Genomic DNA, 23,542 nt, shown 5'->3' with positions numbered 1-23,542 from the left:
TAAAACTATTCTAATTTAAGAATTAATATAGGTTTTATAACAGCTTACAATTAATATAATTTTACTTAAAAATGTATAAGGATTTTTTCGTTGGGACCGCAATTCAGATAGCAATTATCATTACCATCTTAATTACCTCATGCTCCCGTAATGATACAGACTCATATGAAAATAAATACCTGGAGATTCCAGATTCTAGTTTTGAAGCCATTTTAATAGAGCATGGTATAGATTCTGACGGGGTCCTAAATCAAAGGATGTTGAGAAAAGATGCTTCGGAAGTAAGTGTTCTGGATTTAAATTTTTCAAGTGAATGTGTAATTAGTGATTTGACCGGAATTGAGGGCTTCGTAGGGCTAAGGAAGCTATCCGTAATGCAACATGAACTAGTGAGCATCGACTTAAGTTCCAATACTTTATTGGATACCTTATACCTTGCCGGTAACTTTATTTCCAGCATTGACGTAAGTAACAATCCCAATTTAATTATGTTGGATGTGCAGTCTAACCAGCTTAGTGCCATTAACGGACTTTCCAAAGCGGCTCACTTAAAAGAATTAAATCTATCCTTTAACGAATTGGAAGAATTTAGCATTGAAAATGAAACTCTTGAAATATTGAAAATAAGCAATAACTTATTGCATTCCTTTGATGTCAAAAGATCTATAAATCTGAAAAATATATTGCTAACAACGAATGAGCTAACTTCTGTAGATTTTGGCAAAAATGTAAAATTGGAAACCTTATTGATTTCTGACAATAAAATTCAGAATATAGATCTTAAACATAATACAGGTTTAACACACCTTTATATTTCAAGTAATTCGCTTACTGATCTGAATGTGGGCAGTAATCAGGAATTAATTGATTTAAAGGTGGATAGAAATCCTAATTTAAACTGTATCAGAATTGAAAGTGGACAGAACATACCTAATGTTTCAATATCCGAATACCAAGAATTAAATACTTCCTGTGAATAACCAAAAATCCCACAACTCAAAAAAGGTTTCATATGTCCTTCAATAGAATACAGCAATTGGACCTTCATTTTAAATATTTCCTGTACATAGCCCGGAAATACTATTTTTAGGGTTTCTTTAAGATTGATACTTATGACATATAAAATAGAGTCCATTTCCCAGGCCGAATACCCCGTGGTGGTTGAGGTTTGGGAGGCCTCCGTAAGAGCCACACACCAATTTTTAAGGGAAGAGGACATTGCCTATTTTAAGCCGTTGATGTTGAACGAATACTTAAAGGCAGTACAATTAAGGTGCGTTAGGAATGAGGTCAAGGAAATAATCGGATTTATGGGAGTGGAAGGTCGGCATTTGGAAATGCTATTTGTACATCCGGCTTACCGGGGAATGGGAATAGGCAAAAGTTTATTGACTTTCTCCATACAAGAATTGAATGTAAATAAGGTGGATGTAAATGAACAGAACGAACAAGCTGTTGATTTTTATAAATATGTTGGATTTAAAACAGTAAGTCGTTCGGAATTGGATGCCTCGGGAAAACCTTACCCTATTCTGCATATGGAATTAAGAAAGTAAGAGCATCTTTATTTGTCCTGTGGTTGAAAAGAATTGCAATGCTTACATACTGGATTGGGCATGGCAAGACATTTTGCTCCGATTCCGAAACCCGAACGATTGGCTTAGAACTGCGCAATACATTTGTCATATAAAAAATGAAAAAATGAAAGCGATCATAACAACAAAGTATGGCTCACCCAAGGTTTTGCAACTCCATGAAATTCCAAAACCCGTACCCAAAGAAAATGAAATTTTGATAAAAGTAAAAGCTGCTAGTGTAACCACCGCAGATACCATGATGCGTAAAGGAAAACCATTCTATGGAAGGCTTTTTATGGGTATGACCAAACCCAAGTACCCAATATCTGGAACCGGATTTTCGGGTGTGGTCAAATCTATTGGTAAAAATGTAAGCCTCTTTAAGGAAGGAGATCCTGTTTTTGGCGAATCGGTATTTGGACAAGGCAGTAATGCCGAATACTTATGTATTCCGGAAAATGGATTGGTGGCCCTGAAACCTAAAAAAGTATCTTTTGAGGAGGCCTCAGTCCTATGTGACGGACCTTTGACCTCTTGGAACTATTTAAAGAAAATGGCCGATGTAAAAAGTGGACAGAAAGTGCTTGTAAATGGGGCTTCCGGAAGTCTTGGTTCTGCAGCGGTGCAATTGGCCGATTATCTTGGTGCGGACGTCACCGCGGTCTGCAGTTCCCCCAATTTGGATTTGGTAAAATCGCTGGGAGCGGATCATACCATAGATTATACAAAGGTAGATTTTACTAAAACAGAAAAGAGGTACGATATTATTTTTGATACTGTGGGCAAAAGTTCGTACCTCAAATGCAAAAAAGTACTGGTTAAAAATGGCACCTACCTTTCACCTGTACTTAGTATGCCACTGTTATTTCAAATGCTGTGGACCTCTATATTTAGTAGTAAAAAAGTAAAGTTTGCCGCCACAGGGCTTTTGGCAGTCCCAGAACTTGGTGCCATGTTGAATGAGCTCACGAAGTTATTGATGGCCGATAAATTAAAGTTGATCATAGATAAGCGTTACCCCCTTCATGAGGTTGCCAAAGCCCATAGCTATGTAGACACCGGCCACAAAAAAGGCAATGTAGTAGTAAAATTATAGCGCTCTCTCTCTTTTAATCTTCAAAAATAATACGAGCTGGATTTACAACTCTTATTTGAGGTGATTATCCATAGTTTCCCTTTGGCTTAAATAAAAAGTAACCAAATCATTTATGGCACATTTAGTAAGGAAAATTACATTTTATCCATAGTTTGTTAGAGTTGAACGTTGATATTTTGATACACGGGGATTCCATGCTAACTTTATAATTGAATTTCTGTCTTATGTGGATCTATGAAATTTAAACCTAGGAATATCCTAGTCTAGTTTAATTATCTCTCCTGTGTTACTGCGGTGACTATGGAAAACAATAAATTAAGGAATGAAAAAGAAATTTAATTTTATAGACTTGGTATTGACATTTAGCGGTGCCTTTGCGGTTATTGTATTGTTGTTGGTAGCTTCCAAGTTTTTATAGTTGTGCTTGGGATTAAGCTTATAGGAAAGTTTCTTAAAATTAACGGTCCATGGATGCCAATTTTTACATAAAAATGGTATCTTATCATGGAGCAATTTATTGTTTTAATTTAAATATAAAATAATGTCTAAAACATCCGCCCGTTGGTTATTGGTATTGGGTCTTGTCGTTGTCAGCTTTGGGGTCGGTATTTACTTGCAGGATTTAAAACATCAAGAAAGCACCAAGGCAGCCTGGAAGGCCAACCGCTTCAATGTGGCTAGGTTTAACAAAATAATGAGGTATGCCGGGGATATGAATGATCATAATTGGGCTACTATGCGGGATAGCATTGGTAGTCAATTGGATAGTTTGATGATATTGAGGTTCAGAAAAGAAGTTGATAGCATAAAAAAATCGAAATAATAAAATTTCCGGATTAAATTTGTCCAAGTGGTTACCTGTCATGGGGATAAGGAAGTGCCGCGGGAAAATAATCGTTAGAAGCAACCTAAGAGGGTTGCTTTTTTTGTGGGTAACAACACAGATAGGTCTTGTATTTTTGATTTGAATAGTTAACTTAGAGGAAAATAAATATAATAGGAATAAAATTGTGTGGAACATTATAAACCTCACAATTGGTATTATATTGTTTACATAAAAATATTAAATTGCTACTATGGACATTGAATCGTGGGAATGGATATTTCAGTTGTTGGGACGCTTTCACCCTTTGGTGGTGCATTTTCCCATAGGCCTGTTAGTGGTTGCTTTGTTTCTGGAGTTTTTAACCCTGGGGGGTAAGCGACAAGGCCTCAGGGAGGGAATTAATTGGATGGTATTTTTGGGAACTGTGTTTGCCTCACTGGCCGCGGTCTTGGGCTGGTTACTTCGTACCTATGACGAATATGAAGGCGAGTTGGTTCAATTTCATCAGAATGCGGGTATTATCACTGCTGTTTTGGCCGTTGTTACCTGGTTTTTGTTACGCAGTACCTTAAATGGAAAACTTACCAATTACATATATTACCGTTTTGGGTTATCAGCAACAGTATTGGTTTTGGTCGTGGCGGGTCATTTGGGAGCGAATCTAACCCATGGGGAGGATTATTTAAGCAGTGTCTTGCCCCATAATCAAGATTCATATGATAATGAAAGGACAAAGGAACTATTAACAGAATTAAAAGGGCTGGATTCTTTGTCTGAAGTCCAACAGGAAAGTTTAAATCTGGGAGTCCGGGCCATATTGGCACATAATTGTTATCAATGCCATAGCGAAAATAAACAAAAGGGAGATTTGGTATTGGATAATAAACGAGGAGTCTACCAAGGCGGGAAGTCGGGCCCTATTATTGTGGCGGGCAGGCCGGAAGAGAGTGAGATGTTTTTAAGGGTAAACCTTCCTCCCGATCATGGTGATGTAATGCCAAAGAAAGGGAAGGTATTGAAGGATAGTGAAATTAAGTTGATAGAGTTGTGGATCAAAAATGGCGCTAAATGGTCGGATGGGGCACTAAAGATTTTTCCAGAGGCCGAGTTGGCCCTTTCACAGCCCGAATTACCCGAAGGCAGCATGGAGAGCCACCCTTTGGACAAAATAATGGATATCTACTTTAAGGAGGAAAAATTAAAATGGCCAAGGATCGTGGACGATAGGACTTTTATTAGACGAACTTATCTGGATATCCTCGGTTTGCTTCCAGAGCCCATAAAAATAGATCAATTTGTGAATGATGGGGATAAAGGGAAAAGGGCGAAGCTCATCGATGAATTGTTGGCGGATAAACATAATTATACCCAACACTGGTTAAGCTTTTGGAACGATTTACTTAGGAACGATTACAGTGGTCCGGGATTTATAACGGGAGGACGTAAGCAGATTACGGATTGGTTGTACAAGTCGCTTATGGAAAATAAGCCTTATGATGTCATGGTCAAGGAACTTATAAATCCAAATGAAGCATCGGAAGGATATATTAAAGGGATTAAATGGCGGGGTTTGGTCAATGCCAGTCAACGTACCGAAATGCAGGCCGCCCAAAATATTGGTCAGTCGCTGATGGGGGTGAATGTAAAATGTGCCTCCTGTCATAATAGTTTTGTTAGCAATCTTACTTTGGAACAATCCTACGGCTTTGCTTCGATTTTTGCCGATTCCATTTTGGAACTGAATAGATGTGATATGCCCATTGGGAAACTGGCCGAAGTGAATTTTCTATATCCGGAACTGGGGTCGGTAGAGGCAGAGGGTGTTAAGGAAAGATTGTTTTTGCTTTCAGAGATAATGGTAAAACCTGAGAATGGTAGACTTTACCGTACCATTACCAACAGGTTTTGGAAACGATTTATGGGAAGGGGGATAGTGGAACCTGTGGACGAAATGGACAATGAACCATGGAATGCCGATCTGTTGGATTGGTTGGCTGCCGATTTTGTAAATTCCGGGTTTGATATAAAACACCTCATGAAAATGATCATGACGTCCAAATCTTACCAACTGGAAACAATGCGATTGGAAAATCAGGAAGATTTGAAAAAGGGGTATGTGTTCAAAGGTCCCATACTTAGGCGTTTAAGTGCAGAGCAATTCTCCGATGCCGTTAGCCAGGTAGTGGCCCCTATGTATTATGCGGCGGCTTACGACCCCAATAATGAAGGCCTGCCATTTAATAGGATCTGGCACAGGGAAATTAAGTTTGATCGAGATGTATTGCCCGAACCAGGAAGGCGGTATTTTAGGCATAGTTTCAATTTAAATGATAAAGAAATAATGGCGGCCAAAGCTTTGGTTTCTGTAGATCATTCCTATGTCCTGTACCTCAATGGCAAAAAAATATCGGAAGGTGCCGATTGGAGAAAGGTAGATCGTTTAGACGTGGCCGATATGCTTGTTCCTGGAGACAATATATTGGCTATAGAGGGAGATAACGAAGGAGCCATTGCCAATCCCGCTGGAATCTTATTTGCCATGAAAATCCAGTATGGGGATGGGACGGAAATGTTGGTCACCTCCAACGATAAATGGAAAAGCACGGATAAACTACCTGAAAAGGGATGGGTAAGCTTAGCATTTGATGATGATGGTTGGCAAGGTGTCCGTAATTATGGTTCCGGTAATTGGGACAAGTTGGTGAATTTCACTTTTGAAAATACAGGACGGGAATTCGCAAGGGCCAGCCTTGTAAAACAACATCCCTTTATGAAGGTTATGGGAAGGCCCACTAGGGAAAATGTAGCTACAACAAGGGACGAACAAGCTACTTTGTTGCAGGCACTGGAATTGACCAATGGGGAGTATTTTAATGGGGTGCTAAAGGAAGGGGCAAAGGAATGGCTCCAGAAATATGGAGATAAGAACGAGGAAATAGTACTAAATTTATATCAAAAGACATTGGGTAGAAATCCTACCGATAAGGAAAGGGGAATAATGTTGAATGCCTTGCAAACCGATGCAAAGGATGAAGCCTTGCAAGATCTTTTTTGGTCCATGTTTATTTCACCCGAATTTCAATTTATATACTAAGCAATAATGAATAAGGATTTACATATCAATGCACGTAGGGATTTTGTAAAAAAGATGGCCGCGGCCAGTCTGTCGGCTGCCACCACAAGTATCCCCATTGCTAGTTTTTTAAGTTCCTGCAATTCGGCGCCTGCAATAACCTCCAAAGCGGATACGGTTATATTGCTTTGGATGGCAGGTGGAATGGCCCATACCGAAACATTCGACCCCAAAGCATTTGTACCTTATTCCAAGGGTGTGGAGAGCAAAAGGGTTTTAAGCACCTTTCCCAAGGTGCCTACAATTGTTGATGGTCTACAATTTTCACAAGGATTGGAATCTATTGGGAGTGTAATGGATAAAGGAGCCATAATCCGTTCCTATAAGTCCGCAGACCTTGGCCATATTCTGCATACGCGACATCAGTATCACTGGCATACCTGCTATGAGCCGCCACAATCGGTCCAGGCTCCACACATAGGTGCGTGGATAGCCAAGGAGTTAGGCCCTGTAAACCCTGTTATCCCCCCATTTATTGCCATGGGGCAGCGATTTACCGTTGGGGAGGCAGAGGAACTAAAGGCATTTCATTCTGCCGGATTCTTAGGGAGTGAATATGGTCCTTTTCTAATACCGGACCCTTCCACAGGTTTGGATAGTGTAAGGCCGCCCCAAGGAATGTCCCTTAAGAGATTTGAAGCCCGTTACAAACTTTATAAGGAGTTGGCCAATAAGAGCAAGATTATGGAAGGCGGAAGCGATTATCAAAGGGAATCCCTGATGCGCTCCATGGAACAATCCTATCGGTTGTTAAATTCTCCTGAAGCAAAGGTATTTGACCTATCACAGGAACCCAAGGAGGTATATGACACCTATAACACTGGTAGATTTGGACTAGGGTGTCTATTGGCAAAAAGGCTGGCCATGAACGGAGGTAGGTTCATTAGTGTATCAACGGAATATGAGCCTTTTCTTGGCTGGGATACCCATGAAAATGGCCATACCCGGGCCGCGAAAATGAAAGAGCTTATTGATAGGCCTGTTGCCCAACTCATTAAAGATCTGGACGAGTCCGGGCATTTGGATAGAACGCTGATTATTTTGGCCAGTGAATTTAGTAGGGACGCCATTATGGAAGGTCGCCCTGGGGTACCCGTGCAGGACCAAGTTGATCAACCAGATATTATTGAGGATGAAAAATTCTATGGTATGCATAGACATTTTACGGACGGTAGTTCCATTCTCATGTGGGGCGGTGGAGTCAAGAAAGGTTTGGTGTATGGCAAAACAGCCGATGAGCGACCCTGTTCTTCCATTGAAAACCCAGTGGTTATAGATGAAATACACCAATCTATATATCATGCCTTGGGAATGGATCCTGAAACAAATTACACTATTGAAGGCAGGCCATTTTACACCACTCCTGATGGGCAGGGCAAACCAATATTGGACCTGTTTGGCGAAAAAATAGTAACCTAGATTGCTTGTGTGGGTTCATTGTGCATATATTTGCCAAATTGAACCTAACTCCAGAGTAATAAAACAAGTACCCGTCATTATTGGGAAAAAGAATACGACCCAGAATTGTTTGGGTCTGAAAGGCTAGGGCAGGTTCCTCTTAAAAGAAACCAAAGGCTGCTAAAATCAAACAGACTACCACAGCCAATAGGATGGCAACCAATACTACGACCATAAGGCTTAGGAATCCATTGAGCACCCTTGTGCCAAAAGTAACATCTTCCATGATATTTAGATTTTAAAACAATTTAATGAATTATCCTCAAATTATCATGTGTTTTAGGGGCAAATCCGTTAAATGACCATGATTTGGTATACTAATCCGTTGTACTGTAAAAATTTTCGATAAAATACTGATAATCAGCAAGTGGTATTTTCTTACTTACTAAGTTTTTTGCTTAGTTCTTCCAAGGTAATTCCTTTGGTCTCGGGCATTATAAAAATAACAAAGAGCAATTGAAGCACCATCATAAAGGCGAAGAACCCAAATACTGGTCCTGGTCCCACCCATGCAAAAAGTGCGGGAATCGAGGAAGGTATAAGCCATGCCAGTACCCAATGTACAGAACTGCCAAAGGCCTGACCGGAGCCTCTTAGGTGATTGGGGAATATTTCGGAAATAAAGACCCAAATTACGGCACCCTGACCAATGGCGTGGGAGGCAATAAATAAGAAAAGAAAAATAGGGACAGCCATGCCTTCCCAGTTTAAAATAAATGCGGCAGCTACCAGAGACAGTGAAATTATATATCCAATAGAGCCAAAATACATTAATTGCTTTCGGCCAAGGCGGTCTATTAGGAATATACCCAAAAGGGTAAAGATAAGGTTGGTGATACCGATTCCTATACTGCTCAGTAGGGCTGTGCTTTCTCCCAACCCTGCAGCTTCGAATATCCTGGGAGCGTAGTATAAAAATGCGTTGATTCCGGAGAATTGATTAAAAAAGGCAATAAGAAAAGCCAATGTCAGGGGAAATCGATATTTCTTCATAAAAATATTCTCGGAGGCAGCAGCACTTTCTTCCCCGGAGGTAATTTCCGCCTCCAGTTCTTCCAATGAGAGGTCTGGGTTTATGGAATACAGTATTTTTTTAGCCTCTTCAGTCCTGTTTTTGGTCAAAAGCCATCTTGGGCTTTTAGGGACGGTTAGAACAAATAAGGTGTAGATTATGGCAGGAAAAGCTTCCACACCTACCATCCAGCGCCAATCGTTTTCGCCCACATTGCTAAGGGCATAATTGGACATGAAGGCCACGAGAATTCCAAATACAAGCATAAATTGATATAGGCCGACCAATCTTCCCCGATTTTTTGCCGGCGCAATTTCTGAGATATAGGCCGGGGCCGCCACTGTGGATGCACCGACCCCCAAGCCACCAATAAACCTAAATATCCCGAAGGTGACGGGGTCGTTGGCAAAGGCAGATCCTATTGCGGAGATGGAATATAGGATACCAATCCATATAAGGGTGTTTTTTCTACCTATCTTATTGGTGGGGATTCCACCCAGAATTGCTCCTATAACAGTTCCGAACAAAGCCATGCCTATAACCACTGTTCCGTGAAAAGCTTCCGAGGAGTTCCATAAAAGTTGTAACTTTTTTTCGGCGCCTGAAATTACTACTGTATCGAAGCCAAATAAAAATCCGGCCAATGCGGCAATAAGGGAAATACGAAGAATTTTGGAATCCATAATTTGGTTCGTTGGTTTTTGTAAAGCTAACAAAAAAAGTAAACCAAATGTATAGACTATTTAAGATAGGGCAATTTTGGGCCTTAGTGTATCCCGTGTTTTGGACTTTTGACCATTTTTGGTTTTGGGTTTCAATTTTATGGGATCCGGTTTCTTGATAACTTCCTTTTTTGGAGATGAAGCTCCCTTTTCAGTTGGGGTTGTGCCTTGTTGTTCTCTTACCGGTTCCCTACACGAAAGACAGGAAAGTGAAAAATAGGTTACTGTGACCAAGGTTAAAGTTCGGAAATATTGCATAGTCGTACATAGGTGTTCATATTAATGTACGTATATAGGTCATGATTTGGATGCTTGCTCCTTTATTTTCAGAGACATAGGTGCTGTTGATAGTACCGGTTTTTGAGAGATATTTTAAATCTCCTGACAGTTTGTTTATTATAGTTTCGAACTCCATTTTGGATTTTACTACCAATATTCCTCCTTTATTTACCAAATCTTCGGCTTCCTTAAATCCTTTGTAGTTTGGGCCAATAATTACGGGAACTCCGTATACTGCAGGTTCCAATGTGTTGTGCAAGCCAGTGGCGAAGCCACCACCTACATAGGAAATGTCCGCATAACTATAAATTTTGGTCAACAAGCCAATAGTGTCTACAATAAGTACCTCGTAGTCGGCTGGATTTTTACTCTCAATTTCAGAAAAAAGTACTGTTTTCTTTTGTATGGACGCCCTTAATTTGTTGATATGTTCCAATTTTATGTTGTGGGGCGCAAGAACAAATTTTAAAGGGGATGTGACAGAGTTTATATACGGGACCAAAATTGCCTCGTCCTCGGGCCAAGTGCTGCCGGCCACTACAGTTTGTGTATCATTCTTAAACGCTTGCATGAATTTTAAATGGTTGTCTCGCTGGAGAATTTCAACCACCCTATCAAATCTGGTATCCCCGCTGATATCTGTATTTCTAATGCCAATTCCCTCCAATAATGCAATGGATTTGTTGTCCTGGACAAAAATATGGGTGAAATTGCGTAGGGCGCTGCGCATAAAACCACCTAAACTTTTGAAATAAATTTGATCATCCTTGAAAAGGGCAGATATGAGTATGGTGGGTATTTTATGTTTGTTCAAGGCCCTTAGATAATTGGGCCAAATCTCGTACTTCACAAAAATCACCAGCTTTGGATCCACGATGTCTAGGAATTTTTTGACATTTTTTGAGGTGTCCATGGGCAGGTAGGTGACCATATCGGCCGCTGTTGTATTTTTTTTGACCTCATAGCCCGAAGGGGAAAAGAATGTGACCAATATTTTATATGTTGGGTAATCCTTTTTTAAATTTTCTATAATGGGAAGGCCTTGTTCAAATTCTCCCAAAGAGGCGGTGTGGATCCAGATTATGCGATCCTCTTTTGCAATATTCTTTATAAGGTAGGGCAGCACTCCTTTACGCCCCCTTACGAAAAGTTTAATTTTTGGATGAAAGAGCGCTATCAATTCCAAGAAAAGAGCGGACAATTGTACGGCAAAATAATATATAGCAAACACTGAATCTTCGTTTGGGGCTAAAATACGCTTCTTTACATAAATTCCATTGGCTGCCAATCCTTATTTTTGTAATATTGTTTCCTCCAAACCAAGTTTGGAATCTAAGTTTTATTCAATGAGGAAAATACAAATGGTTGACCTAAATGGTCAATATGAGGTTATAAAGGAAGAAGTAAACGCCTCTATCTCCAAAGTACTGGAAACAGCTGCATTTATTAACGGTCCAGAGGTGCATGCCTTTCAAAAGGAGTTGGAAAACTATTTGGGCGTGAAACATGTAATTCCATGTGCCAATGGTACCGATGCCTTGCAAATAGCTATGATGGGCCTGGGTCTGAAACCGGGGGATGAGGTAATAACTGCCGATTTTACTTTTGCAGCAACGGCAGAGGTAATTGCCCTTTTACAACTTACTCCTGTTTTGGTAGACGTGGAACAGGACAGTTTTAATATAGATCCAATAGCCTTGGAAAAGGCCATTACTCCAAAAACTAAGGCAATAGTACCTGTGCATTTATTTGGACAATGCGCCAATATGGACGCTGTATTGGAAATTGCGGAAAGGCATAACCTATATGTAATAGAAGATAATGCCCAGGCCATTGGTGCCGATTATACCTTTAGTAATGGTAAAAAGCAGAAAGCCGGTACTATGGGACATGTGGCGGCAACCTCATTTTTTCCGTCCAAGAACTTGGGTTGTTATGGAGATGGGGGGGCTATATTTACCAATGATGGTGATTTGGCGCATACCCTAAGGGGAATTGTGAACCATGGGATGTACGAACGTTATCATCACGATGTGGTGGGGGTAAACTCTAGATTGGACTCTATCCAGGCAGCAGTGCTGCGAGCTAAGCTCTGTAGGTTGGATGATTATAATGCCAGTAGGAGGGCGGCAGCAAAAAAATATACCGAAGCCTTTAGTGGGAACAAGAATATTGTTGTTCCACAAATGGCCAATGGCTGTAGGGAGATATGTGATACTTGTGATTGCCATGTATTCCATCAATATACCTTGAGGATCTTAAATGGCCAGCGCGATGCGTTGGTTAAGCATTTGGCTGAAAAGCAAATTCCTTGCGGGGTGTATTACCCAATACCTTTGCACAGGCAAAAAGCATACTTGGATGAGCGTTATAAGGAGAAGGATTTTCCAATAACCAATCAATTGGTCAAAGAGGTTATTTCTTTGCCAATGCACACCGAGCTGGACGATGAGCAAATTTCCTTTATCACCGGGACCATTAACCAGTTTATAGGGGAATAACGGTAAAACGCTTTGGTGCGGTCAAGTTTAATTAACGAAAATGAAAACCAAAATTTAAAATAAAAATTAATAAATGAAAATACTCGTAACGGGAGGTTTGGGATTTATAGGTTCCCATACCACGGTAGAATTACAGAATAAAGGCTATGAAGTAATTATTATTGACGATCTGTCCAATTCAACCGAAAAGGTTTTGGATGGTATTGTGGCCATTACGGGGAAGAGACCAATTTTTGAAAAATTAGATTTGAAAGAAAGGTCAAAAGTTGAGGATTTTTTTAAAAGACATCAGGATGTAGCCGGTGTTATTCATTTTGCGGCCTCCAAAGCAGTTGGTGAAAGTGTGGAGAAACCATTGTTGTATTACGAGAACAATATTGGTACATTGGTTTATTTGCTAAAGGAGCTTTCGCAAAAGAGCCAGTCCAGCTTTATATTTAGTTCATCTTGTACCGTTTACGGACAAGCCGATAAAATGCCCATTACGGAAAGTGCACCTGTAAAAACGGCAGAATCACCTTATGGTAACACCAAGCAAATGGGAGAGGAAATTATTCGTGACACCTGTAAGGTGACGCCGAGCTTAAATGCTATTGCACTTAGGTATTTCAATCCAATGGGAGCCCATCCAAGTACGGAAATTGGTGAATTGCCAATTGGTGTACCGCAAAACTTAGTGCCCTTTATTACCCAAACAGGCATGGGCATTCGGGAACAACTTTCGGTTTTTGGGGGCGATTACCCCACTGAGGACGGTACCTGCATTAGGGATTATATTCATGTGGTAGATCTGGCCAAGGCCCATGTAGTGGCATTGGAAAGATTGATGAACGGTAAAAACCAGGATAATTATGAAGTGTTCAATGTGGGGACAGGGAAAGGCAGTTCGGTTTTAGAGGTTATTAAAAGCTTCGAAAAAGTGTCCGGAAAAAAATTGAATTATAAAATTGTGGACAGGAGACCGGGAGATATTACATCGGCCTATGCCGATACCACCAAAGCTAACACGGTTTTGGGTTGGAAGGCCAAATCTACTCTGGATGAAGCCATGGAGTCGGCCTGGCTTTGGGAGAAAAAAATCAGAAAATAAATTTCGGGAACCGACCTTTCCTTTTTAACGATATCCAAGAGAGGTATGCACGCAATGCCAGCCTCCATTGTTCTGGGTTACTGGGTGATTTGGAAAAATTGACCTAGGGAAAAGCAACCCATCCGAATCCTGTGCATCCTAAAAATAAAAGGACCTTATGAAATCATTTATTGTTATAACATTTGTTTTGTTAGCGCTAAATTGCAGTGATAACGATACGGATGATGCCTCCAATTGTTCCGATGTATTTTGCACCCAAGAATTTAGGACCATTACAGTTAGTGTCAAAGACAGGGATGGCGTTGCCGTGGCCTTGGATAAATTTAAAGTTGTGGTTTTGGCTGGTGGAGAGGATATTACCCTGAATACCGCAAATGGTGAGTATGATGGGATGATAAAAAATGGTACCTACCCCTTATTTAGTGATAAGTATTCAATGGAATACAGAAATAAGGAACTTGAAGTCAACTTCAAAGGGTATATAGGGAATAGTTTAGTGGTGGACTCCCATTATACGGTGGGTGCAGATTGCTGTCATGTTACACTTATTGAAGGGGAAACGGCTATTGTAATAGATAATCCTTGATCCGAAGTGGAATATGAAATATCCTATTTTTTAAAAGGTGCCCAGGTAGATTTGGGTTTGTTCTAGGTAATTTCATCGAAAAAAGGGGCGGGATTGCTGAAATGTAAAAAAAGTGGACTTTATTGCGCTTCCTTAAAAACCATTTCAAATAAAATTTCGTAAGTAAGTATATGGTTGTAAATTTCCCCAACATTTCGGCGCTTTTAAAACATGCCAAAGACCAAAGTCTTTATCAGGATCTAGTATCGCAACTGCAGAAAGATTTTGTGTTCGCCAATGTATTTATAGAATTGCCGGACAATATACCCCCAAAGGATCTAAAGACGTTGGTACATGAGAAAGTTTATTATTTGATCATGGAGAAATTTACCGATTATTTAAATCTACTTTACATTATAGATGTTCCTGAAAAAGCTGTCAAGGCCATTGAGACCACGGATGTGGTCGAAATTTCGGAACAGGTTACTTTTGAGATATTAAAGAGGGAATGGCAAAAAGTATGGTTTAGGAACAAGTATGGTTCCTAGCCTAGAAATATACCCGCACAAAAGGCATCAAGGCATTGGCGTAAATACTTTTTTGGGTGTCGTGCAATACATTGTATCGCATGCCCAAGGTTAGGTTTCTATTGCTATAGCCTAGACCAAGAAACAATGCCGGCGACCAATAGTTTTCTTCCTTATTGCCACCATCCAACTCTAATACCCTATTTACCCTTAGTTGTTCCAGTTCGCCCGAAAGTTGCAAGGCAGGAATTGGATTGTAGAGGGATAAAAGACTACCGCCATAGGCCATTAATTGTGCATTTCGAAATTTGGCATAGTTGAAATTTATTCCCACTCCCATACCCAGTTGTTCGGTGGCCTGATAAATAGCACTGGGAGAGATGGATGTGTTAAAGGAATTATTGCCAAACCCAAGGCCAAAATTGCCTCCAAAATATACGCGGTTCCAAAAATCGGAATTCCCAAGGGTTGATTGCGAATGACCAAAACTCCAGAAAACCGAAAAAAAAACACCTAAAATCAAGCTTTTTTTTAAGGAAGGGCTATTTATCATAATTATTGTAATAATTTTCCAATATTAAGGGCTAAGATAAGCTTAGATATGCTAAATGTTGTATTTTTGAATAAATTTTGTTCAAAAGACAGAGAGACTTTTTCATGGATAAATATTCCTTTTTAAACGCTGCGCATACTTCTTATTTCGCAGAATTATACGATAAGTATTTAATAAATCCCGATAGTGTAGAGCCTAGTTGGAGGGCCTTTTTTCAAGGATTCGATTTCGGTATGGAAAATTCCATGGGCGGGATGGATGATGAATTGCAGACGGCACCTTTGTCCGTAGCTGGAGGTCACGAGGTTGAGGTTCCCGAAAGACTTCAGAAGGAATTTCAGGTAGTTCGACTTATAGATGGGTACAGGACAAGGGGGCATTTGTTTACCAAAACCAATCCGGTTAGGGAAAGAAGGCAATATTTCCCCACCTTGGAGATTGGGAATTTTGGACTTGCTCCAAATGATTTGGATACCACGTTTACTGCTGGGGAAATTTTGGGTATAGGCCCCAGTACCTTGCGTGAAATTATAGAGCACTTAACACGTATCTATTGTGATGCCATTGGGGTGGAGTACATGTATATCAGAAACCCTGAGAGGGTGGAATGGATACAAAATTGGTTGAATGTCAACGACAATCATCCCAAATACGATGCAGATAGGAAAAAGCACATTCTTAAAAAACTAAACGAGGCGGTTTCCTTTGAAGGTTTTCTGCATACCAAATATGTGGGCCAAAAGAGGTTTTCTTTGGAAGGTAGTGAATCGTTGATACCTGCATTGGATGCCGTAGTGGAAAAGGCGGCCGAAATGGGTGTTGAGCAATTTGTTATGGGAATGGCGCACAGGGGCCGCTTGAATGTTCTGACCAACATATTTGGAAAGAAGGCAAAGGATATTTTTAGCGAGTTCGATGGAAAGGATTATGAGCAGGAAATTTTTGATGGGGATGTGAAATATCATTTGGGGTGGACCTCTGAGCGGAAAGCTAAAAATGGTAAGAAAATAATTATGAACATAGCACCAAACCCTTCCCATTTGGAGACTGTTGGTGCTGTTGTTGAAGGTATTGCCAGGGCAAAACAGGATGCTCGTTATAAGGATGATTTTTCCAAAGTATTGCCTATAGTAGTCCATGGTGACGCTGCCATTGCAGGTCAGGGATTGGTATATGAAGTGGTGCAAATGGCAAATTTGGATGGTTATAAAACCAATGGAACCATTCATATTGTTGTAAATAATCAAATTGGGTTTACTACCAATTATTTGGATGCCCGTAGCTCTACCTATTGTACGGATGTGGCCAAGGTAACCTTAAGTCCGGTACTGCATGTTAATTCCGATGATCCGGAGGCAGTGGTACATGCTTCGCTTTTTGCCTTGGAATTCCGTATGCGTTTTCAAAGGGACGTATTTTTAGATCTTTTGGGATATAGGAAATATGGACATAATGAAGGTGATGAGCCACGTTTTACCCAGCCAAAGCTTTACAAGGCAATCGCCAAGCATAAAAACTCAAGGGATATTTATGCAGAAGCTTTGATAAAGGAAGGTATTATAGGGGATAGCTTTGTGCGGGAATTGGAAGAACAGTATAAAGCCTCTTTGGAAGAGGAATTGGAAGATTCCAGAAAAGAAGATAAGACCGTAATAACCCCCTTTATGGCCGATGAATGGAGCGGGTACACCCATGTACGGGAATGGGAAATGATGGATGCGGTGGATACAAAATACGATAAAAAGAAACTTACGGCCATAGCCAAGGTGTTAACCGAACTGCCAAAAAATAAGAAGTTCTTACGCAAAGTTGAAAAGTTGGTGAATGACCGTAAGGCCATGTTTTTTGAAAATGACAACTTGGATTGGGCCATGGGGGAGCTATTGGCTTACGGTACGCTTCTGGAGGAAGGTTACGGGGTGCGTATGTCCGGTCAGGATGTTGAAAGGGGTACTTTTTCACATCGCCATGCTGTAATGAAGGTAGAGGAAAGTGAGGAGGAAGTAATGCTTTTGAACCACATTTCGGATAAACAGGGGGTTTTTCAAATATATAATTCACTTCTGTCCGAATATGGGGTAGTGGGATTTGACTATGGGTATGCTATGGCGAGTCCTAATACCTTAACGATTTGGGAAGCCCAGTTTGGGGATTTTAGCAATGGTGCCCAAATTATGATAGATCAGTATATATCTGCAGCAGAAGATAAATGGAAATTGCAAAATGGATTGGTGATGTTATTGCCGCATGGGTACGAAGGCCAGGGTGCGGAACATTCCTCCGCCCGAATGGAGCGTTATTTGCAACTATGTGCTAGGGATAATATGTATATAGCCGATGTAACCACCCCTGCCAATATGTTCCATTTGTTAAGAAGGCAAATGAAGGTAAATTTCAGAAAGCCCTTAATAGTGTTTACACCAAAAAGTTTGTTGAGGCATCCTCGGGCCGTGTCAACGGTGGAGGAATTTGCCAACGGAGAATTCCAAACGGTAATTGATGATGCATCCGCTGAGGTATCCAAAATTAAGAGTTTGGTTTTCTGTACCGGTAAATTCTATTACGACCTATTGGCATATAGGGAAGAAAACAAAAGGGAAGATGTGGCCTTGGTGAGGGTAGAGCAATTATTTCCGATGCCTACTAAGCAAATGAAGGCGATAATGGAGAAATACAAAAATGCCGAAGACAAGGTTTGGGCCCAGGAAGAGCCAAGGAATATGGGTGCCTGGGGGCACTTAACCATGCACTTTAGCGAGGCTCATAAATTAAGGGTGGCCTCAAGGAGATTTTATGCTTCCCCGGCCGCCGGTAGTGCAGTGCGCTCCAAGCGCCGTCATCAGCAGGTAATAGATTATGTTTTTGATATCAACAAGAACAATATGGGTAGAAACCCTGATAATATGGATAAATAATATTATTTTCCTTGGACATCTGGGGGTGAAAACGGCTTAATGACCAATAGAAGGTAATTTTAGAAAGATAAAAGTTAAAAAACGAGTTTAGGCAAAACACAAATCAAAATTATAAAACATGATTTTAGAAATGAAAGTCCCTTCTCCAGGGGAGTCCATTACGGAGGTAGAGATAGCGGAATGGCTGGTGAGCGATGGCGATTACGTGGAGAAAGATCAAGCAATAGCAGAAGTAGATTCGGATAAGGCCACATTGGAATTGCCGGCAGAGGAAAGTGGGATTATTACGCTTAAAGCAGAGGTGGGAGATGCTGTTGCGGTAGGCGCGGTAGTGTGTTTAATAGACACCAGTGCTTCCAAACCTGCAGGGGCAGCCAAGAGTGAAGAAAAACCAGAGGAGAAGAAACCTGAGGTGAAGCAAGTGGCTGAACAGAAAACCGAGCTAAAGTCGGAAAAAACTTCTTATGCCACGGGGTCGGCTTCACCAGCCGCCAAGAAAATACTCGCTGAGAAGGACTTGGATGCCTCCACCATAAAAGGTACAGGAAAAGACGGACGCATTACTAAGGAAGATGCGGTAAAGGCCATTCCTTCCATGGGCACGCCTACAGGAGGGTCGCGAGGTGAAAGTAGGACCAAATTGTCCATGTTGCGTCGTAAGGTTGCCGAACGTTTGGTAGCTGCCAAGAATGAGACGGCAATGTTGACCACTTTTAACGAAGTGGATATGTCGGCCATCTTTGCTTTGAGAAACCAATACAAGGAAGACTTTAAGAATAAACACAATGTTGGCTTAGGTTTTATGTCCTTTTTTACAAAGGCCGTAATCAGGGCTTTGCAAATGTATCCTTCCGTGAACTCAATGATAGACGGCAAGGAAATGATTTCCTATGATTTTTGTGATATCAGTATAGCGGTTTCTGGGCCTAAAGGTCTTATGGTACCTGTAATCCGCAACGCGGAGAATTTAACCTTCAGAGGTGTGGAATCGGAAGTAAAAAGATTGGCCATAAGAGCACGTGAGGGTGAGATTACAGTTGATGAAATGACAGGGGGTACCTTTACCATTACCAATGGAGGGGTGTTTGGATCCATGTTGTCCACTCCAATTATCAATCCTCCGCAAAGTGCCATATTAGGGATGCACAACATCGTGGAGAGACCTATTGCCCGCGATGGGGCCATAGCTATTGCTCCTATCATGTATGTTGCTTTGTCTTATGATCACCGAATCATTGATGGTAAGGAGTCTGTAGGCTTCCTAGTAGCAGTGAAAGAGGCCTTGGAGAGTCCTGAAGAGCTACTTATGGACAACAACGTTAAAAAGGCGTTGGAGCTTTAGTACGAAATTATGTTCGTGGGGGTCAACCCTATGTGGAATAATATGGACCTGTTGGGATTTTAAAACCTGACAGGTCTTTTTTTTATTTGAAGTCTAATAGGTCCTATTGTTTGAGGTAAAGTCGGGTTTTTTGGTAATCAATGATGGCCTTTCCTTTTTTTAATATATCCGCCCCAATAATGCCATCAACGGGCATGGCTTGGTGCGAGGTCAGGGCCTGATTTACATGGACAAGGTCGAACAGGACTATTTTTTGTTTGTGTTTAAACCATTTCCCTATTTCTATAAGATTTTTGGTGGATAGTTTGGTGAACATTTCCGTGGCTCCTGCTCCTGCAGCCTTTACTTTGGAATCTTTGGAATTTAATTTGAAGAATTCTATTTTGTCCAGACCAATACAGGTGTTGGAGGCGCCGGTGTCCAATATAAACCTGCCTTTTACTCCATTGATGGTGGCCGTGACTTCAAAATGATTGGTGGCCGTAAGTACCAACGGAATAGCTATATATTTTTTTTTATGTAGAAAAACTTTAAGACTGGGCATATGTACTTTTTTTGTCAAAGATAATCCTATTTTTGTTCTATGATATTAACAGATACACATACCCATTTATATAGTGAAGCTTTTGATGGGGATCGCTCCCTGGCCATAGAGCGAGCTTTGGATTTGGGAGTAGAGCGCTTTTTTATTCCCGCAATAGATTCATCCTATACTGAGGCAATGCTGGATTTGGAAAAAGCCTATCCGGATAATATCTTTCTTATGGCAGGGCTACACCCAACCCATGTTAAGGAAGATTATCGGAAGGAGCTGGCCCATGTGGAGGAAATGTTGGCATCCAGGAAATTCTACGCAGTGGGGGAGACGGGCATCGACCTGTATTGGGATAAAACTTTTTTAAAGGAGCAGCAGCTTGCCTTTAAACAGCAAATACAATGGGCTAAAAAGTATGCGTATCCTATAGTTATCCATTGTAGGGATGGTTTTGACGAAGTCTTCCAAATCCTGGAAGAAGAAAAGGGCGAAGGGCTTTTTGGTATTTTTCATTGTTTTACCGGCACTTTTGAGCAGGCACAGAAGGCAATTTCATATAATATGAAATTGGGTATCGGTGGGGTAGTTACCTTTAAAAATGGTAAAATAGATACTTATCTCGGAAAAATTGACCTAAAACATGTTGTTTTGGAAACGGATTCCCCCTATTTGGCCCCTGTTCCCTATCGTGGAAAACGTAACGAGAGTGCTTATTTGGTGAAGGTTTTGGAAAAGATGGCCCAAATATATTCCATGGACAAGGAAGAAGTTGCTGCCATTACCACAGACAACTCCAGACAGGTTTTTGGAATTTAAGAGGATCTGTGCATCGCTGGTCTAGAGGCCGTAGTTTTTGCTATAGGGTGGATGGAGCTCCCTATTTTTTTTACCTAACGGATATTGAGAATGAAAAACAAATATTCCAAAGTCGATAAAACCCGAATACTCCTCATTTATACTGGAGGCACCATAGGCATGGTAAAGGATTACGATTCGGGGGCGCTAAAGGCTTTTGACTTTAATAAATTGATAAGTAATATCCCCGAACTTGGTCAATTGGATTGCGCTATAGACAGTATTACCTTTGATGTTCCAATAGATTCATCCAACATGAATATTGAACATTGGGTAAATATTGCTACGATCATAGAAAAGCATTATGATTCACATGAAGGATTTGTGGTGCTTCATGGGAGTGATACCATGAGCTATACTTCCTCGGCCTTGAGCTATATGTTGGAAAATCTGCAAAAACCGGTCATATTTACGGGGTCCCAGTTGCCCATTGGTGATTTAAGGACAGATGCCAAGGAGAATTTGATCACCTCCATACAAATTGCTGCCTTACGGGAAGACAATAAGCCGGTAGTGCAGGAGGTAGGGCTGTATTTTGAATATAAATTGTATAGGGCCAACAGAACTACAAAGATCAATGCGGAACATTTTGAAGCTTTTGCCTCCCTAAATTATCCTGCCTTAATAGAGTCCGGGGTGCATTTAAAAGTAAACAGGGAGTATTTGTTAAGGCCAAATACCGCTAAAAGGTTAAAAGTTCACAAGGAGATGGATCAAAATGTGGTCATTTTAAAATTATTTCCCGGTTTTAACCAAACGGTGTTGCATAGTATCCTAAATTCCCCTAACTTAAAAGCAGTGGTCTTGGAAACATATGGTTCGGGCAATGCTCCTACCGAGGAATGGTTTACTTTGGAGTTGAAAAAGGCGATGGAAAGAAATATTTTTTTAATTAATGTTACACAGTGTTCTGGGGGAAGTGTCCTTATGGGGCGTTATGAAACCAGTAAGCACCTGCAAAAACTGCAAATTATTAATGGTAAGGATATTACAACAGAGGCGGCAATTACCAAGTTGATGTATTTACTTGGAAATAATATTTCCCCTAAGTTGTTCAAAACCATATATGAAACATCCCTCAGGGGCGAAATGCAATAAAAATAACAGTCTAAATTTCTTTAACTAATATTTTTTTTGTTATTTGGCTGCCCAATAACTATAACTAGAGAGGTGGCCGAGTGGTCGAAGGCGCACGCCTGGAAAGTGTGTATACCCCACAAGGGTATCGAGGGTTCGAATCCCTTCCTCTCTGCTGTTAAGTTTTAATTTTTATATTGCGAATTTTTTTTATCTTTAACCCTATTAACTAACTAAATTTAAGTTTGAAAGAAATGAAAAGATTATTCTCTATCCTGGCAACAGCTGGGTTATTTGTGGCAGGTACAAATACAGTAAGTGCAAAAGTTGTTGCAGCAGCGGCTATTTTGCAAGATGCAGCTCCAGAAGCGGAATTAGGATTCACCCAGGTGCTCAAGGAGCAATTTATACAAGGTGGTGCCGGATTTATGGGTATTGTTCTTTTATGTTTAATTCTTGGTTTGGCAGTGGCAATAGAAAGGATTATTTATTTAAACCTTGCTACAACCAACACTACTAAACTAAAGCAACAAGTAGAGGACGCTTTGGCTTCCGGTGGTATAGAGGCTGCTAAAGAGGTTTGTAGAAACACAAAAGGTCCTGTTGCTTCCATTTACTATCAAGGTTTGGAAAGAGCTGGGGACAGTATAGAGTCTGCAGAGAAGGCGGTTGTAGCCTACGGAGGTGTGCAAATGGGACAATTGGAGAAAAACGTTTCTTGGCTGTCATTATTTATTGCAGTAGCTCCAATGCTTGGGTTCATGGGTACGGTAATCGGTATGATTCAGGCCTTCCAGAAAATTGCAGCGGTTGGTAACTTGAGTGCCTCCCTTATTGCAGGTGATATTCAGGTGGCGTTATTGACTACGGTATTCGGTCTTATTACTGCGATTATCCTTCAAATTTTCTACAATTATATCATTGCTAAGATTGACAGTATTGTAAATGATATGGAAGATTCATCAATCACTTTGATTGATATGTTGGCAGATCACAAAAAATAAGTCGGACACTAAATACTTAAAGTATCATGCATAAAATAGTTAAAATAATATTAGTTGTACTCGGAGCGATTGGGGCCATACTGTGGTTTCAACTTCCAAGTGCAGACGTTCCCGTATCGGAGGCCATAAATAATGGGTCTATGAACTTCATGTTCATCATTACCTATTTATTGTTGGGGATTGCGATTGCGGCCACGGTTCTTTTTGGATTGATGAATTTATTTACATCCAAGGGGGCCTTAAAGAAAACCTTATTTGGTGTAGGTGGTCTTTTGGTGGTCGTTGTTATTTCTTATGCCCTGGCTAGTGGAACCGATGTTAATTTGGAGGAAATGGCCAAAAAAGGCGTTCCTACTACCGAGAGTACGGTGAAAACCATAGGTATGGGGTTGAATGTGTTTTTTATCCTTACCATTGTAGCTGTAGGTGCCATGTTGTGGTCTGGAGTTAAGAAAATGATTAGTAAATAATAAAA

The 23,542-nt window shown here is 40.6% G+C and carries 21 protein-coding genes and 1 tRNA gene; 17 read left to right on the top strand and 5 right to left on the bottom strand.

Annotation, left to right across the window (positions count from 1 at the left end):
* The first annotated feature begins 71 nt into the window (after nucleotides 1-71).
* The 6 genes from C7972_RS14815 to C7972_RS14790 all read left to right on the top strand — a co-directional run bounded on the left by C7972_RS14815 (nucleotide 72) and on the right by C7972_RS14790 (nucleotide 8,051).
* Nucleotides 72-980 (top strand): leucine-rich repeat domain-containing protein, encoded by a 909-nt coding sequence (locus C7972_RS14815; RefSeq protein WP_110356960.1) that lies wholly within the window; start codon nucleotides 72-74, stop codon nucleotides 978-980.
* A 132-nt stretch (nucleotides 981-1,112) separates the two neighbouring features.
* Nucleotides 1,113-1,556, top strand: coding sequence for a GNAT family N-acetyltransferase (locus C7972_RS14810; protein WP_110356959.1), 444 nt, complete (start codon nucleotides 1,113-1,115; stop codon nucleotides 1,554-1,556).
* 145 nt (nucleotides 1,557-1,701) lie between these two features.
* The gene (locus C7972_RS14805; RefSeq protein WP_110356958.1) at nucleotides 1,702-2,673 is read left to right on the top strand and encodes an NAD(P)-dependent alcohol dehydrogenase; all 972 of its coding nucleotides are present in this window, start codon (nucleotides 1,702-1,704) and stop codon (nucleotides 2,671-2,673) included.
* A 541-nt stretch (nucleotides 2,674-3,214) separates the two neighbouring features.
* Nucleotides 3,215-3,496 carry a hypothetical protein gene (locus tag C7972_RS14800; protein ID WP_110356957.1) on the top strand — a complete coding sequence of 94 codons (282 nt, stop codon included), beginning with the start codon at nucleotides 3,215-3,217 and terminating at the stop codon, nucleotides 3,494-3,496.
* Nucleotides 3,497-3,749: 253 nt separating this feature from the next.
* Nucleotides 3,750-6,593 carry a DUF1549 domain-containing protein gene (locus C7972_RS14795; protein WP_110356956.1) on the top strand — a complete coding sequence of 948 codons (2,844 nt, stop codon included), beginning with the start codon at nucleotides 3,750-3,752 and terminating at the stop codon, nucleotides 6,591-6,593.
* A gap of 6 nt (nucleotides 6,594-6,599) precedes the next feature.
* Nucleotides 6,600-8,051 (top strand): DUF1501 domain-containing protein, encoded by a 1,452-nt coding sequence (locus C7972_RS14790; protein WP_110356955.1) that lies wholly within the window; start codon nucleotides 6,600-6,602, stop codon nucleotides 8,049-8,051.
* A 139-nt stretch (nucleotides 8,052-8,190) separates the two neighbouring features.
* Here C7972_RS14790 and C7972_RS24200 read toward each other — a convergent pair whose 3' ends face one another.
* From C7972_RS24200 to C7972_RS14775, 3 genes are all read right to left on the bottom strand, one after another.
* Entirely contained in the window at nucleotides 8,191-8,316 is a 126-nt protein-coding gene (locus tag C7972_RS24200) for a hypothetical protein (RefSeq protein ID WP_258364872.1), read from the bottom strand.
* 152 nt (nucleotides 8,317-8,468) lie between these two features.
* The gene (locus C7972_RS14785) at nucleotides 8,469-9,785 is read right to left on the bottom strand and encodes a sugar porter family MFS transporter (RefSeq protein WP_110356954.1); all 1,317 of its coding nucleotides are present in this window, start codon (nucleotides 9,783-9,785) and stop codon (nucleotides 8,469-8,471) included.
* Between the two features lie 313 nt (nucleotides 9,786-10,098).
* Nucleotides 10,099-11,334, bottom strand: a complete 1,236-nt coding sequence (locus C7972_RS14775; RefSeq protein ID WP_110357076.1) for a 3-deoxy-D-manno-octulosonic acid transferase — start codon at nucleotides 11,332-11,334, stop codon at nucleotides 10,099-10,101.
* 115 nt (nucleotides 11,335-11,449) lie between these two features.
* Here C7972_RS14775 and C7972_RS14770 point away from each other — a divergent pair, with 115 nt between their 5' ends.
* The 4 genes from C7972_RS14770 to C7972_RS14755 all read left to right on the top strand — a co-directional run bounded on the left by C7972_RS14770 (nucleotide 11,450) and on the right by C7972_RS14755 (nucleotide 14,807).
* Nucleotides 11,450-12,604 carry a DegT/DnrJ/EryC1/StrS aminotransferase family protein gene (locus tag C7972_RS14770; RefSeq protein WP_110357075.1) on the top strand — a complete coding sequence of 385 codons (1,155 nt, stop codon included), beginning with the start codon at nucleotides 11,450-11,452 and terminating at the stop codon, nucleotides 12,602-12,604.
* Nucleotides 12,605-12,677: 73 nt separating this feature from the next.
* Complete coding sequence (gene galE / locus C7972_RS14765; RefSeq protein ID WP_110356952.1) at nucleotides 12,678-13,694, top strand: UDP-glucose 4-epimerase GalE; 1,017 nt, start codon at nucleotides 12,678-12,680, stop codon at nucleotides 13,692-13,694.
* A gap of 157 nt (nucleotides 13,695-13,851) precedes the next feature.
* Nucleotides 13,852-14,280, top strand: a complete 429-nt coding sequence (locus tag C7972_RS14760) for a hypothetical protein (RefSeq protein ID WP_110356951.1) — start codon at nucleotides 13,852-13,854, stop codon at nucleotides 14,278-14,280.
* Between the two features lie 170 nt (nucleotides 14,281-14,450).
* Nucleotides 14,451-14,807, top strand: a complete 357-nt coding sequence (locus C7972_RS14755) for a hypothetical protein (protein WP_110356950.1) — start codon at nucleotides 14,451-14,453, stop codon at nucleotides 14,805-14,807.
* Nucleotide 14,808: 1 nt separating this feature from the next.
* Here C7972_RS14755 and C7972_RS14750 read toward each other — a convergent pair whose 3' ends face one another.
* Nucleotides 14,809-15,339, bottom strand: a complete 531-nt coding sequence (locus C7972_RS14750) for an alpha-ketoglutarate decarboxylase (protein WP_181422902.1) — start codon at nucleotides 15,337-15,339, stop codon at nucleotides 14,809-14,811.
* 104 nt (nucleotides 15,340-15,443) lie between these two features.
* On the opposite strand from C7972_RS14750, the gene C7972_RS14745 reads away from it, so the two are divergent.
* Both C7972_RS14745 and odhB read left to right on the top strand, forming a co-directional pair.
* Complete coding sequence (locus C7972_RS14745) at nucleotides 15,444-18,254, top strand: 2-oxoglutarate dehydrogenase E1 component (RefSeq protein ID WP_110356949.1); 2,811 nt, start codon at nucleotides 15,444-15,446, stop codon at nucleotides 18,252-18,254.
* A 118-nt stretch (nucleotides 18,255-18,372) separates the two neighbouring features.
* Nucleotides 18,373-19,596 (top strand): 2-oxoglutarate dehydrogenase complex dihydrolipoyllysine-residue succinyltransferase, encoded by a 1,224-nt coding sequence (gene odhB, locus C7972_RS14740; protein WP_110356948.1) that lies wholly within the window; start codon nucleotides 18,373-18,375, stop codon nucleotides 19,594-19,596.
* Nucleotides 19,597-19,699: 103 nt separating this feature from the next.
* Here odhB and C7972_RS14735 read toward each other — a convergent pair whose 3' ends face one another.
* Entirely contained in the window at nucleotides 19,700-20,140 is a 441-nt protein-coding gene (locus tag C7972_RS14735; protein WP_110356947.1) for a TIGR02281 family clan AA aspartic protease, read from the bottom strand.
* Between the two features lie 39 nt (nucleotides 20,141-20,179).
* On the opposite strand from C7972_RS14735, the gene C7972_RS14730 reads away from it, so the two are divergent.
* The 5 genes from C7972_RS14730 (at nucleotide 20,180) to C7972_RS14710 (ending at nucleotide 23,537) form a co-directional block, all read left to right on the top strand.
* Nucleotides 20,180-20,947, top strand: coding sequence for a TatD family hydrolase (locus tag C7972_RS14730; RefSeq protein ID WP_110356946.1), 768 nt, complete (start codon nucleotides 20,180-20,182; stop codon nucleotides 20,945-20,947).
* 90 nt (nucleotides 20,948-21,037) lie between these two features.
* Nucleotides 21,038-22,084, top strand: coding sequence for an asparaginase (locus tag C7972_RS14725; RefSeq protein WP_110356945.1), 1,047 nt, complete (start codon nucleotides 21,038-21,040; stop codon nucleotides 22,082-22,084).
* A gap of 66 nt (nucleotides 22,085-22,150) precedes the next feature.
* Nucleotides 22,151-22,238: transfer RNA gene (locus tag C7972_RS14720), tRNA-Ser, on the top strand.
* Between the two features lie 79 nt (nucleotides 22,239-22,317).
* Nucleotides 22,318-23,067, top strand: coding sequence for a MotA/TolQ/ExbB proton channel family protein (locus C7972_RS14715; RefSeq protein ID WP_110356944.1), 750 nt, complete (start codon nucleotides 22,318-22,320; stop codon nucleotides 23,065-23,067).
* A 26-nt stretch (nucleotides 23,068-23,093) separates the two neighbouring features.
* Nucleotides 23,094-23,537 (top strand): hypothetical protein, encoded by a 444-nt coding sequence (locus C7972_RS14710; RefSeq protein ID WP_110356943.1) that lies wholly within the window; start codon nucleotides 23,094-23,096, stop codon nucleotides 23,535-23,537.
* Nucleotides 23,538-23,542: the final 5 nt, after the last annotated feature.

The sequence above is a fragment of the Arenibacter sp. ARW7G5Y1 genome, from assembly GCF_003201775.1.
In the GTDB taxonomy this organism is placed as follows: domain Bacteria; phylum Bacteroidota; class Bacteroidia; order Flavobacteriales; family Flavobacteriaceae; genus Arenibacter.
The sequence above is the reverse complement of the archived record's forward strand: the minus strand, read 5'-3'. Positions and strand labels throughout refer to the sequence as shown.